Genomic DNA, 13,446 nt, shown 5'->3' on the forward strand with positions numbered 1-13,446 from the left:
AAATAGAATATTAGAATTTAACACGCTGAAAAATAATAGTTTAATAAAGCGAAAAGAATAGAAAAAGGACAGGACAATGGTTAATAACAGCATCACAGCATCCATTAAAAAACACACAGAAGCGATGATTACTTTTCGTCGCGACCTTCACTCACATCCAGAATTGCCTTTTGAGGAAGTGAGAACTACGAAGCGTATTGCTGAAGAATTGGCAAAAATTGGTATTGAGTATCGCCTCACTGAACCTACCGGAATTATTGCGGACATTAAAGGCGGTAAACCCGGAAAGACGGTTGCCTTACGTGCGGATATCGATGCATTGCCCGTTCAGGAATTGAATGATTCCCTTGAGTATAAATCGACAAATAAAGGGAAGATGCACGCGTGTGGGCATGATGCACATACTGCGATGTTATTAACCGCAGCCAAAGCGTTATATGAAGTGCGCGATGAGTTGAAAGGAAATATTCGCCTGATTTTTCAACCGGCTGAAGAAATAGCGCAGGGCGCTAAAGCGATGGTAAAACAAGGCGCGGTGGATAATGTCGACAACGTGTTTGGTATGCATATTTGGTCTACGACGCCTTCAGGAAAAGTATCGTGTAATGTCGGCGGGACATTCGCCTCTGCGGACTTATCGGTCGTGAAATTTAAAGGGCGTGGTGGACACGGTTCGATGCCGGAAGCGACCGTTGATGCTGCAATCGTTGCCTCATCATTTGTGATGAATTTGCAAGCGGTGGTTTCCCGTGAAACTTCTTCGCTAGACTCAGCCGTTGTGACTATCGGAAAAATGGACGTGGGCACCCGATTTAACGTGATTGCAGAAAATGCGGTACTGGATGGAACGGTACGTTGCTTTGACATTGAAACCCGTACTCGCATTGAAGCGGCGATCCGTCGTTATGCCGAACATACTGCCGCAATGTACGGCGCTACCGCTGAAGTGGATTATATCTATGGTACGCTGCCTGTGATTAACGAAGAGCGCAGTGCATTATTGGCGCAGTCGGTGATCAGTGAAGCGTTTGGTGAAAATGCATTAATGGCAGAAAGACCCACACCAGGTGGGGAAGATTTCAGCTTTTACATGGAAAACATTCCGGGTTGTTTTGCATTATTAGGTTCAGGTAACCCAGAAAAAGATACTCAATGGGCGCATCACCACGGCTGTTTTAATATTGATGAAGATGTGATGGCATCAGGCGCAGAACTGTATGCGCAATATGCGTGGTCTTATTTGCAGCAAGATAAGTTTTAATAAAAGAATGAGATTTAATGCAGTAAATAATCTGTTCGGGTTTCACGACATCATAATCGATTATTAAATTAAGCCTGAGCAATAAATAGATTGCTCAGGCTTTTCTTTTGTATTTTAAATCGAGATATGAACCGCCAATTCCCATTTAATTAAACGTTAATTGGGAATTTTATTACGAATTATGGTGAACAAAAATAGCGTCTCTAAGACGTTGTTGCAGCTCGAAGCGTTGTTCTTGGGTAAGCTTATCATCATGAGAAAGCTGCATTAGCATTTCATTCATATTATGAACGGAGTTTTCATCCAGCAATAAGGCGACTTTGTTTGTTATTTCTTGATAGTAATTCACAGCAAATCCTCCAGCTTATTGGGCTAATTAATTCTGTTTATCAATCACCATGACTGCCATGGTGTTGGGTTCAAGCGCGCGCATAATGTGGGGTTCATCACCTCTATAATGAATATAGTCACCGACATTGAGCTCAACAGGGTTGTCGAGTGGCCCAACTAATGCTCTGCCAGACATCAAAATAATATGCTCAGTGACATCATGCATATGGGGCTCTGAAACGCGGTCACGACCGGGTTGAGCGACAACCGTATAAATATCTCGCTGAGAATTAGGGGGCGCAGAAGAGAGCAAATAGGCCAAATAGTTGGCGTGCTCTGCACTTACTGGGGTGCCTTCGCCATGGCGGATCACCGTCACTGCTGCGCGTTTTTCTTCAATTAAACGGGAAAAAGGGATATCCAGAGCAACACATAATGCCCATAGGGTTTCAATGCTGGGATTGCCGCTACCGGCTTCCAATTGGGATAGTGTGGATTTAGCTATTCCCGCTTTACGCGCAAGTTCAGAGAGAGAAAGCCCACTTTTTTGCCTTTCACAAGCCAATGATTTTGAGATTAATTCGATAGGGGGCGTGAATAAGGTCAACTTTAACATCCTATTTGATTGCACTTAGCCTAAAGTAACGACATAATGAACGAATGTTTTTTATATCGAACGGTCGTTCTATGCAGACATCTTCATTTCAGTTTTCTATTCTCCATAATAGCACAGTGAAAAATATTGCACTGGTGTGTATTGCAGACTTAATTGTGGGGATTTCTTACGGCGCATTAGCTCATTCACAAGGCTTTGATTGGTGGGTGCCGTTGATGCTGTCCATTTTTGTGCTAGCGGGTGCATCCGAGTTTCTGTTTATTGGCGTGGTATTTTCAGGGGGAAGCCCGCTGTCTGCGGCCTTAGCTGGGCTATTAGTCAACTCGCGCCATATTCCATTTAGTTTTGCCGTCAGTGAATTAACGGGAAAAGGGATAAAGTCGCTGCTGGGATATCACATTATGAATGATGAAAGTGTGGTTTTTGGCTTGGCGCAAGATAGTGAACGCGAGAAAACCGCCGCATTTTGGTTATGCGGATTAGGGATTTTAATCTGCTGGCCTGTCGGTGTGGTCATCGGAGAAATTCTGGGAAGCTTTATTCAAGATACCCATGCGCTAGGGATGGATGCCATGTTTCCCGCCATTATCTTAGCGCTGAGTTTACCCGCGTTGAAAGATAAGCACTTAAGACTCGCGGCGATAGTCGGGGCTGTAGTTGCTGTGGTAACAACACCGGTATTACCGGCGGGGATCCCCGTTTTACTGGCCTTGTTGAGTTTAGTTATTTATATAAGGAAATGATGATGATGGAACATCCTTGGTTAATCGTCAGTGGGATTTTCATTTTAGCGGTTGGGACGTACTTAATGCGGGCATCCGGCGCATTGCTAAAAGGGCGGGTCAATTTAACTGAACAAAATAAAGCCCTATTTTCAGCAGCCGCCATTGTGATTTTATTTTCAGTCGCGATGACCTCAACGCTCTTTTCAGGTAATGAATTATCGGATTTACCGAAAATAATTGGGGTGGTGGTGGCAGGTATCCTGACTTGGTGCCGTAAGCCATTTATTGTGATTGTTTTGTCGGCGGCGATAGTCACAGCGCTATTGCGCTGGTTATTTTAGTTAAAAAAAAGCCCCTATGGCATTAGGGGCTAAAATTAGGGATATACCTAAACGTTATTGTGTCTATTAAGATACTGATTTTTAATTAACAATGCCAAAAGGTTGATGTTATCAGTGTAACAGGCACAGCCTATGGTTTAGGTTGATTCATTCATTATTTAGCTGCGGGTGCCGTAGCAGGAACCGGCATTGGCATCGGTTGTGCTGGTTTGAATTCAGGTACTTCCACGACAGACATCTTCACCATGTAGCGTTTGCCATCTTCAATTTTAGGCGTATCGTTCGCCAGTTTTTTCAAGGTTTCATTCGGTTTGGTGGTTTGTTCAGTCACGCTATACACCATATTATGATGATTTCCACCGTGATGGCGTGGTGATTTGTTCATATCAACATTAGCGGCTGCGGCAGCAAAGCCGACAGACAGTAAAACGGCAGCAAGTAAACCTTGGTTTAATTTGTTCATCTTTTATCTCCTCATTAACGTGATGAGAGGATAATTCATCAATTAGATTTCCCTCGCAATGGCTTTTACCTGCTTTGACTGAAGCTCCATATTTCCTGCACGTTTTATCCTTTCTTTACACATTTTATTGAAAATAATGAGATTATTTTACGTAGGAAAGGGCGTGAGAGGGTAAAGAAGATAACCCAGAAAAATCTCTGGGTCATTGACGGTTAGCACGCGATTTGCGGTTGCTGTGGCTCGAGAGGAGGTAAACCATAGGCTGCGCGAGCACGGTCACAGGCTTCATTGTGGATGCCGTTATGCCACGATTGTTCGAATTCTCGGCATGGCGTAGGGCGCTGTTCATAAATAGAGCAAGAGACACATTCCCCGACGGTGCCACCAAGTGCAGTACAGCGGGTATTCGGCTTTTGATTTGTACCTTGCATGCAGCTCATAAAGGGGGTGATTTGCTCGGTTAAATGTTGAGGAACTGAACCACCGCCAGCTTCTGCTTCTGCCCAGTAAAATGAGACGCGAAAGTAAGCACAACAAGCACCACAGCTGACACAGGGGTTATCTGAAGGATCAGTTTTTAGTATATGAATAATATTGGTCATATAAAAAATCTAACAATGAAGTTGATAGTTCCCGTAGGAAACGGGAGACGCAACACAGGCAGGAGGCCTAAGAAAATGTTGCTCAGCCGCTATTATGTTACGCAGCTTTACGTATTGGCAATATTTTTTAGAGTAAAAGACCTATATTTCCAATAAAGTCAAAATAAAGTAAAAATTTCAAGCTGTTGCAGTTTGATGACATATCGAGAATGGAAAATAGCAGACACAAAAAAACCTGCCGTTTGACGGGCAGGTTTCAATGAGTGTTAGGAGATTAGGACGATTAAACGTGTTTTAAATCACCGTCGTCATCTTGGTTGAAGATTGACTTGTCCGTTTCGCCCATTAACTGGCTAGTGACGGTACCCGCTGTCATGGAACCACTCACGTTCAGAGCGGTACGACCCATATCAATCAGAGGCTCGACTGAAATTAACAGCGCAACTAACGTGACTGGTAATCCCATTGCTGGCAGTACAATCAGTGCGGCGAAGGTTGCACCGCCACCCACACCAGCAACACCGGCAGAGCTGATAGTTACGATACCGACTAAGGTTGCAATCCACAGAGGGTCAAATGGGTTGATCCCCATAGTTGGTGCGACCATCACGGCTAACATCGCAGGGTAGATACCCGCACAACCGTTTTGACCAATAGTTGCACCGAAAGAAGCCGAGAAGCTTGCGATAGATTCTGGCACACCAAAGCGGCGAGTTTGCGTTTCAATATTCAGTGGAATACTGGCTGCGCTCGAACGGCTAGTGAATGCAAATGTCAGTACTGGACCTGCTTTCTTAAAGAACTTGATTGGGTTTAAGCCTGTTGTTGCCACTAAGATACCGTGAACCACAAACATAATAGCTAATGCAACATAGGACGCGACGACGAAAGTTCCTAAGTTAATGATATCGGCTAAGTTAGAGCTTGCGACCACTTTGATCATCAGCGCCATTACACCGTAAGGGGTTAAACGCATGACTAAGCGAACGAGTTTCATTGCCCATGCTTGCATCACATCGATAGCCGCTAATGCTTTTTCACCGCGCTCTTTATCATCTTTAAACAGTTGCAGCGCAGCTACTCCTAAGAAGGCAGCAAAAATAACTACACTAATGATAGATGTTGGGCTTGCACCCGTTAAATCCGCAAACGGGTTTTTCGGGATAAAGGACAGGATTAACTGAGGAACCGTTAAATCTGAGACTTTACCAATATAATTTGTTTCAATGGCCGCTAGACGTGCAGTTTCAGATTGACCTTGAACCAGACCTTCAGCGGTTAAGCCGAACAGGTTTGCGATCAAAATACCCACTAAAGCCGCAATGGCTGTGGTAAACAGCAATGTGCCAATGGTTAAAAAGCTAATTTTCCCTAAAGAAGATGCCTTATGAAGTCGAGCGACCGCACTCAGAATAGAGGCGAACACCAGAGGCATAATCACCATTTGTAACAGTTGAACGTAACCATTACCGACGATATTAAACCAAAGAATGGAGTCTTTTACCGTTTGGTGACCGGAACCATACACGAGGTGAAGTCCGACACCATAAGCAACACCGAATACGAGACCCAGTAAAACTTTTTTGGACAGGCTCCAACCATTCGATCCGAGTTTTGCTAACAGTATTAATAGTGCTACGAAAATCAGCACATTGATAATCAGAGGAATATTCATTCCGCACTCCAAATTGTAATTATTTTACATAATGATTCTTGTTGTTAATCCTTAATAGGTATAAGGATTTCATTTCTTCTAACAACTGGTTATATGATATCAGTTGAAGTTAGTCATTACTTATAATCAAAAGTTATAATTTAGGTTGATTCATGCTTACAGTATATTACAAAAGTGAGCTTTTTGTCGGTAAGTGTATATTTATCTGATTATTAAAATAATTTAGTGCGCTTTCAATTTGCTGGAACCAATCAGAGGAATGACCCGTTGGAATTAAGACCGCACAGACGGTCAAAAGCACGGCAATAAAGCGTTCCCCGCGTTTACTGGACTTGCCGCGTAAGATGGGAAAACAGAAACGTGTTGGTAGAGGCCATAAAAAAGGTACTCCAGATGGGGTCAGCATATCCGCCACTAAATGACTCATATAACCTAATAAGAACGCTTGGATAAGGTCGCTAGGTAAGTCCCAATAGTGAGGTAGCCATTGGTAGCTGCTGATCAGTAAAATGAGCCAAGCAATCAGGCTGTGAGTGAACCCGCGATGTCCACACAGTTTTGATATCGGTAATGAAATAATGCGAAAAAGCCGCCCGAGGATAGATGAAGGGTGGTCAATATCCGGCAATAAGGCACCCAGCAACACCCCTGGCACCATATGCAGCCAATCACCCTGAGCGAACTCTGGGGTAATTTGCAATTTATGAGCCATTACAAGTGAGGCGACGGAAAAAAGCAGATGCCCTTCAGCAGTCATGGTGGATAAAATACCATCTGTTTATCTATACAGTAGGCGGGCAGTATAAAGGGTTTGCAGGAAATATGGTAGTAGGGGAGAGTTAAAAAAACTCTTATTTATTAGTTAATAACCGTAGGTTTTTATACTTTTTTGAAATTTCCCCTACGTGAAAAACGTAAGGGAAATCGTGTTTTGTTAACGTCTTTAAGATTAACGTAAATTTTCTGGGCGTAAATCGTTCAATGAGGCGATTTTAACATCAGCCAGACCCCAACGAGGATCATTGAAATGCTTGCTATCAGGTACAACGATAGAGCGCATTCTTGCCGCTTTTGCAGAAATCATCCCATTAAAGGAGTCTTCTAAAGAAGCACAATGGATAGGCTTGGTGGATAACTCGGCCGCGGCTTTTAAATACACTTCGGGATGAGGCTTACTTAATGGTAAGTCTGCTGCTGAAACGACGGCAGAAAAATAATGGCGGATATCAAATAAGTTCAGCACTTTTTCCAGCATATAATCTGGAGACGCAGAGGCTAAAGCGATGTTCAGATCCATTGAGCGGCACAGTTCAAGTGCATGCTGTACACCTGGCAGTAATGGGCGTTTTTCTTCCACTAAACCAATAACGCGGTCAATGATACGCTGTTTTGTTGCTTCTAAACTACAACCTTGCCAAGGAGATGCGTTGTACCAAAGTTCAACAACGTGATCGATACGTAAACCGAGGGTGTCAGGAAGAGTGTGCTTAATGGATAAATCGACGCCTAACTCTGCAAAAACTTCATCTTCCCCTTGTTCCCAAAAAGGTTCCGAGTCAATCAGCAAACCATCCATGTCAAAGATGACAGATTGGATAGGTAATTTATGATACATAGCAAACTCCATTCATTTAGATACCCGCTTAAAAATAGGGTATGGGGATTGTCGCTGTACTTTAATCACAGTCATTTTGGTTTCTGAAACGATTCTAACAAGCTATGACTTGGGGTTATAGAGATATCTGTGCTATCACATGATTTTATTGAAAATTTGAGATTAGTTATTGATGTAGATTCGATTCACTCTTTGAATAATCCGAAACTCGGTTTTTAACTATCATTTTTTTATAGAAATTTGGAGCCAGCAAATATTATCAGCTATGATTAGCGTAGAAAAAAACTTTAAGGAATAGTTGTAATGAATTACCACAAGGCAAATTCTCTTGCGATTGGCAAACGTATTTTGGGCTGGATCGTATTTTTTGTGGCGTTAATTTCTACATTGACATCGTTAATTAAATTAGCTGCTCTGAAAGGAATTCAAGGCGAAGGAATTAACGCAGTTGCCAATGATTTTGTTAAATTAATGGCGGAGATGACTCGACAAAGCACGCCGTTTCTCAATGTATTCTGGAATAATTCACCAGTCCCTGAAGTGAGTCATGGTTTTTCAGGTAGCTGTATCGGATTTTTTGTTATTTTTATTTTTATCTTTGTAGGGCTTGCTTTAAGCGCATCAGGCTTACGCATGTATCGACAAATTAAATTCATTCGCGAAAGCATTGAAGATCACGTCATTCTTGAAAATGCAAAAGGCAGTGAAGTGACTAAAGAAGAGTTAGAATCCAAAGTCACTATTCCTCGACATACTATTTTCAAACAGTTCTTTTTGATGTATTTTTGGCCGATTGTTTTAGGGATCGCCATTTATTTTGCATTGAAACTTCTGAATTGGTAGTTTTTTATCATGTAGGTAGCTTTTCATAATGTAGGCCGCTTTTCATTATGTTGGCTTTTCATTATGTTGATAGTGCCCATCATGTTGGTATTTTCCCATCATGAAAAATGCACAGCATCGGTGTTTATTCCGCTGCTGTGCATCTCTTATTTTCGTCTAATTGATTCGCTGCTATTCGTCGTCTAATAAATTATCAATAATGCTGCGAGCATGCAGATAGCTTTGCTCATTACCAAACATGTTGGCTTGATTGAGTAAAAAATAAAGTTGATAGAGTGGTTGTCTGTCTAAAAAGCCCGTTGGTAATGGCCAAACACTTTGGTAGCCATCAATAATTTGAATCGGAATTTCTTTATATAATGGCAGCATCGCGATATCACATTCCCGATCACCCCAATAACAGGCCGGGTCATAGAGTACGCCATCCATTTGGTTGGTGACCGCGCAGTTTGCAGGCCACAGATCCCCATGTAATAAAGAAGGTTGAGGTTGATGGCCGGATAAACGGTGCTTAACAATATCCACCAGTCTTTGAATATCACCAAAAACCATGCCTTTTTCAGATGCAATTTGTAATTGAAGACCGATACGTTTTTCTGCAAAGAATGCATTCCAACGTTTTTCCCATCCATTAGGTTGAACAATGGTACTGAGCATAGTATCAAAATCGAACCCATAACTTGGCTGTTCTTCCCATTGATGTAATCGCGCCAATTGTTGACCAAAGTGCCATGCATTGGTGCTATCAAAATGTTTTAACGGGAAGTATTCGAGGAGAAGAAAGCTATGGTGCTTGTTGCTACCCAAGCCGTAGACTTTGGGAACGGTGATAGTTTGGCTTTTCGCTAGCATTTCAAGCTGCTCTGCCTCTTGTTTAAAAAGAGGGAGAAATTCGCGGCGATTTTGTTTTACGAACACTGTATGCTCGCCATAATCGATTCTTAGGGTGTGATGAATATCCCCACCAGAAAGAATCACTTTATTTCGCAGCTCTGCCTCACCAAAGTGTTCAATTAATAAACGATTCATCGCTTGCCACATGATCCACCTCGCTGTGATTTGGTCTTCACTCATACCATACTATAGCGTCAATTTAGGAATTAACAGTGATCATTGTTTAATAATTACGCCTTATTCCGAAATGATTGATGGCTGATTTTGTTCAAGAATTGGGGGGATTGCTTTTGATGATAACAAATGGATATCGCTTTTCCTTTTATAGAGAGAAAGCTTCAAAATAGAAGAGAGTCAAATAGAAGAAAGAAAAAGCTGAATAGGTTTTTAGCGTATTCAGCTTTATATCATTAGGCCGTATGCAAATCTTGGCGCGTGGTGTGGGATTTGCGGCGTGCGAGAATTAATTTGCTATAGAGTAGGGCGATAACAAAGTAGCCCGCTTGGATCACCACAATGGTTGGGCCCGTTGTCGCATTAATATGGAAGCTGACAATCGTACCGAGTACGCTGGAGGTGACTGAGGCGATAATCGCCACCACCAACATCCAACCAAAGCTCCGACACAGAACAAAGGCGATGATCCCCGGCGAAATCAACATTGCAATCACCAGAATGATCCCAACGGCCTGTAGTGATGCCACGATGGTTAACGCTAATAGCGAAAGTAATCCGTAATGCAGCCATTTAACCGGCAAGCCGATAACACGCGCTTGGTTTGGGTCAAAGCAATACAGCATAAAGTCTTTACGTTTGAGTAAGATAATCGCAATGGTTATCCCTGCAAACAGTAAAATTTGTTTAAATTCTTCGTCGGTGATCCCCAAAATATCCCCGAATAAAATATGAGTAAGATGCTGTTCAGTATCGATTTTCGCGAACATAACCAAACCGACAGCAAACATACCCGAGAAGACAATCCCCATGACAGTGTCTTCTTTTATTCGACTGTTCTCTTTTAAATAGCCAGTAGCAACTGCGCAAAATAGCCCTGAAACAAAGGCGCCAATCGCCAGTGGAATGCCAATTAGTGACGCGATAATAATTCCGGGTAATACCGCATGGGAGATGGCATCTCCCATTAATGACCAACCTTTCAAGACTAAAAAGCAGGATAAAATAGCGCAGACGGTTCCTGTAACAATTGCCGTGATCAGGGCTTTTTGCATAAATGGAAATGCAAACGGAGCCATCAGTAAATCCATAAAATCACTCATGGGTCGCTCCTTGTTGCTTACTTTGATGCAGATCAGCGACTTCGCTACGGGCTTTGCGACGAGAAGCAAAGAGCCCATGTTTTGGTGCAAAGAAGAACGCCAGTAAGAAAATCACCGTTTGGAACGTAACAATTAGCCCGCCCGTTGCGCCATTTAAAAAGTAGCTGAGGTAGGCACCAATTGCGCTGGTGGCCGTTCCGATAGAGACGGAAATGATCAGCAAAGTTTTAAATTTATCTGTCAGTAAATAGGCCGTTGCACCCGGAGTGACCACCATAGCAATAACTAGAATAGCCCCGACAGTTTGCAGTGCGGCAACGGTACATGCGCTTAATAAAGTGAAGAAAATAATTTTCAGGCGTAGTGGATTTAAACCGATGGAACGAGCATGGCTTTCATCAAAAAAGACTGCCAGTAAATCTTTCCATAGGCACATCAGGACAACAAATGAAACGGCGATAATAATCTCGACTTGAAGAACATCAGCATCGGCGATCCCTAAAATATTACCGAAGATAATACTTTGCACGTTCACTGAGGTTGGGTTCAACGAAACAATTAATAGCCCCGCCGCAAAAAAGGTGGAAAAGATAAAGCCGATAACGGCATCTTCCCGTAAGCGGGTGAGATGTTTAACAAATGTCATGGCGAGGGCGGCGAGAATACCGGTAAAAAAAGCCCCTGCGGCGTAAGGTAATCCAAGCGCATAAGCGCCCGCCACACCGGGTACAACAGAGTGGGAGAGGGCATCTCCCATCAGCGACCAACCTTTGAGCATTAAGTAAGCTGATAAGAAAGCACACACCGCTCCGACGATGGCACTCACCCAAATAGCTTTAACCATAAAGTTGTACTCAAAGGGTTGCAGTAACAACTCAATCATTCAGATTCCTTAGGCTGATTCTTTCTAACCGGTGCATCGTGATCGTGACCATAGAAGACGGCGGCACGTTCGTCATCAGTAATCACCGTGACAGAGCGTGGGTCATCATCGTCGTGAAGCTCTTGACCAGACAGGTTAATATGACGCAGTACGCCACCAAATGCTTTTTGTAGATTACGCTGGGTAAAGGTGGTTTCGGTTGGACCACTCGCCAGCACAGTGCGGTTTATTAAAATCACATGGTCACAAAATTCAGGCACGCTTCCCAAGTTATGGGTTGATACTAGAATTAAATGCCCTTCATCGCGCAGACTGCGGAGTAGGTCAATAATGGCATTTTCTGTTTTTACATCGACCCCAGTAAAGGGTTCGTCGAGTAACAGAACTTTACCTTGCTGGGCGAGGGCTCGAGCCAAAAACACCCGTTTTTTCTGACCGCCGGAAAGTTCACCAATTTGGCGATGTTCTAATCCGGCTAAATCTACACGTTCTAAAGCCATTTTTACGGCGTCTTTATCTTCCTTTTTAGGAATACGAAAGAAACCCATTTTGCCGTAACGCCCCATCATCACCACATCAGAAACTAGCACTGGAAAATTCCAATCCACTTCTTCTGTTTGTGGTACGTAGGCAATAACATTCTCTTTTAATGCGGCTTTAATCGGCTGGTCATTGAGAGTCACACTACCGGACGATGGCGTCACTAACCCCATAATGGTTTTAAACAGTGTAGATTTACCACTCCCATTCACGCCCACAAGGGCGCAAATGGAACCACCGTGAATATTGAAACTTGCATCATAAATCGCGGTATGACCATTGTTGTAGGTGACTGTTGCGTCATCAACAACCAGAGTCGGATGTTCGAATTGATTTGTATGGCTCATTTACTGTGAAAATCCTTTTGCGATGGTATCGACGGTTGTATTCAACAGGTCTATATAAGTTGGTACAGGGCCTTCAGCGGTTGATAGTGAATCGACGTATAATACTCCGCCGTATTTTGCGCCAGTCTCTTTACTGACCTGCAGAGCCGGTTTGTCTGAAATAGTACTTTCGCTGAAAACAACGGGAATGTTGTGTTCACGAACCGTATCAATCACTTTTTTAACTTGCATTGGTGAGCCTTGCTCTTCAGCATTGATAGGCCACAAATAGACCTCTTTAAAACCATAATCTTTAGTGAGGTAGCTAAATGCGCCTTCACTGGTCACTAACCAACGCTTATCTTCAGGAATACGATTCAAACGTTCACGTAAAGGTGCATCAAGTGCCGCAATTTCTTGGGAATATTTTTTCGCGTTTGCATTATAGGTGTCTGCATTTTCTGGATCATATTTCACCAGTGCCTTACGGATATTTTCGATATAAATTTGTGCGTTAGCAGGGGACATCCAAGCGTGAGGATTCGGATTATCTTTATATTCCCCTTCACGGATTGGCATCGGCTCAATACCTTCAGTGACGACAACCGCAGGCACATCTTTAAGGTTTTCAAAGAAACGCTGGAACCAAACTTCCAGATTCATTCCGTTCCATAAGATAAGGTTAGCATCGTAGGCTTTCATAATATCTTTTGGTGTCGGTTGATAACCGTGAATTTCTGCACCCGGTTTAGTGATGGATTCGACAATTGCGGCATCACCGGCTACATTTTGAGCAATGTCTTGTATTATAGTAAATGTGGTGACCACTTTAAATTTTTTAGCTAAAGCGGGTTGGCTGACAAATAAAACGGCAGCTAATGCAATAAATGTAGTACGTAATAGCGTTGATAATCGGAATAAACAGTTTGTCATAAAATAGATCCTAACGTTGGGTCACGAGTTCTATTAACTAAATTAATCTCATTAAATGGTTAATCTAAATAAGTGCGTTGTTGGGTTTGAATATAGCTTCTCATTTATATTGACCTATTTGA

At 42.7% G+C, this 13,446-nt stretch carries 16 protein-coding genes; 4 read left to right on the top strand and 12 right to left on the bottom strand.

Features of this window, described 5'->3' with window-relative positions; genetic code table 11:
- Window positions 1–76 precede the first annotated feature (76 nt).
- Window positions 77–1,261 (top strand): M20 family metallopeptidase, encoded by a 1,185-nt coding sequence (locus H0913_RS08040; protein ID WP_181478481.1) that lies wholly within the window; start codon window positions 77–79, stop codon window positions 1,259–1,261.
- A gap of 172 nt (window positions 1,262–1,433) precedes the next feature.
- Here H0913_RS08040 and H0913_RS08045 read toward each other — a convergent pair whose 3' ends face one another.
- Together H0913_RS08045 and H0913_RS08050 are read right to left on the bottom strand one after the other, a co-directional pair.
- Entirely contained in the window at window positions 1,434–1,610 is a 177-nt protein-coding gene (locus tag H0913_RS08045) for a DUF2526 family protein (RefSeq protein WP_108479034.1), read from the bottom strand.
- 27 nt (window positions 1,611–1,637) lie between these two features.
- The gene (locus tag H0913_RS08050; RefSeq protein WP_154604094.1) at window positions 1,638–2,207 is read right to left on the bottom strand and encodes a helix-turn-helix domain-containing protein; all 570 of its coding nucleotides are present in this window, start codon (window positions 2,205–2,207) and stop codon (window positions 1,638–1,640) included.
- A gap of 71 nt (window positions 2,208–2,278) precedes the next feature.
- Between H0913_RS08050 and H0913_RS08055 the strand changes: the two genes are divergently transcribed.
- Window positions 2,279–2,950, top strand: a complete 672-nt coding sequence (locus tag H0913_RS08055; protein WP_181478483.1) for an AzlC family ABC transporter permease — start codon at window positions 2,279–2,281, stop codon at window positions 2,948–2,950.
- A complete protein-coding gene (locus tag H0913_RS08060) occupies window positions 2,950–3,273 on the top strand; it encodes an AzlD domain-containing protein (protein ID WP_181478717.1) in 324 nt (107 codons plus the stop codon). Before H0913_RS08055 ends, H0913_RS08060 begins: the two co-directional genes overlap by 1 nt.
- A gap of 154 nt (window positions 3,274–3,427) precedes the next feature.
- On the opposite strand, the gene H0913_RS08065 is transcribed toward H0913_RS08060, so the two are convergent.
- From H0913_RS08065 to hxpB, 5 genes are all read right to left on the bottom strand, one after another.
- Window positions 3,428–3,736: a hypothetical protein gene (locus tag H0913_RS08065; protein ID WP_154604091.1), complete on the bottom strand. Its 309-nt coding sequence runs from the start codon at window positions 3,734–3,736 to the stop codon at window positions 3,428–3,430.
- 212 nt (window positions 3,737–3,948) lie between these two features.
- Window positions 3,949–4,338, bottom strand: coding sequence for a YkgJ family cysteine cluster protein (locus H0913_RS08070; RefSeq protein ID WP_036950513.1), 390 nt, complete (start codon window positions 4,336–4,338; stop codon window positions 3,949–3,951).
- Between the two features lie 283 nt (window positions 4,339–4,621).
- Window positions 4,622–6,013, bottom strand: a complete 1,392-nt coding sequence (locus H0913_RS08075; protein WP_154638929.1) for an L-cystine transporter — start codon at window positions 6,011–6,013, stop codon at window positions 4,622–4,624.
- 166 nt (window positions 6,014–6,179) lie between these two features.
- Complete coding sequence (locus H0913_RS08080) at window positions 6,180–6,770, bottom strand: metal-dependent hydrolase (protein WP_181478485.1); 591 nt, start codon at window positions 6,768–6,770, stop codon at window positions 6,180–6,182.
- A gap of 192 nt (window positions 6,771–6,962) precedes the next feature.
- Window positions 6,963–7,628, bottom strand: a complete 666-nt coding sequence (gene hxpB, locus H0913_RS08085; protein WP_132494803.1) for a hexitol phosphatase HxpB — start codon at window positions 7,626–7,628, stop codon at window positions 6,963–6,965.
- Window positions 7,629–7,931: 303 nt separating this feature from the next.
- On the opposite strand from hxpB, the gene H0913_RS08090 reads away from it, so the two are divergent.
- Window positions 7,932–8,471 (top strand): YniB family protein, encoded by a 540-nt coding sequence (locus tag H0913_RS08090; RefSeq protein ID WP_154604089.1) that lies wholly within the window; start codon window positions 7,932–7,934, stop codon window positions 8,469–8,471.
- A gap of 171 nt (window positions 8,472–8,642) precedes the next feature.
- Here the strand turns inward: H0913_RS08090 and H0913_RS08095 are convergent, their stop codons facing one another.
- From H0913_RS08095 to H0913_RS08115, 5 genes are all read right to left on the bottom strand, one after another.
- The gene (locus tag H0913_RS08095) at window positions 8,643–9,512 is read right to left on the bottom strand and encodes a fructosamine kinase family protein (protein WP_154604432.1); all 870 of its coding nucleotides are present in this window, start codon (window positions 9,510–9,512) and stop codon (window positions 8,643–8,645) included.
- Between the two features lie 263 nt (window positions 9,513–9,775).
- Window positions 9,776–10,642, bottom strand: a complete 867-nt coding sequence (locus H0913_RS08100) for a metal ABC transporter permease (RefSeq protein ID WP_154604088.1) — start codon at window positions 10,640–10,642, stop codon at window positions 9,776–9,778.
- Window positions 10,635–11,525, bottom strand: coding sequence for a metal ABC transporter permease (locus tag H0913_RS08105; RefSeq protein ID WP_154627923.1), 891 nt, complete (start codon window positions 11,523–11,525; stop codon window positions 10,635–10,637). Before H0913_RS08105 ends, H0913_RS08100 begins: the two co-directional genes overlap by 8 nt.
- Window positions 11,522–12,412: a manganese/iron ABC transporter ATP-binding protein gene (locus H0913_RS08110; protein ID WP_154604086.1), complete on the bottom strand. Its 891-nt coding sequence runs from the start codon at window positions 12,410–12,412 to the stop codon at window positions 11,522–11,524. The genes H0913_RS08105 and H0913_RS08110 overlap by 4 nt, the downstream gene beginning before the upstream one ends.
- Window positions 12,413–13,324, bottom strand: a complete 912-nt coding sequence (locus tag H0913_RS08115) for a metal ABC transporter substrate-binding protein (RefSeq protein WP_154604085.1) — start codon at window positions 13,322–13,324, stop codon at window positions 12,413–12,415.
- Window positions 13,325–13,446 lie beyond the last annotated feature (122 nt).

The organism is Providencia rettgeri, assembly GCF_013702265.1.
GTDB classification, from domain to species: domain Bacteria; phylum Pseudomonadota; class Gammaproteobacteria; order Enterobacterales; family Enterobacteriaceae; genus Providencia; species Providencia zhijiangensis.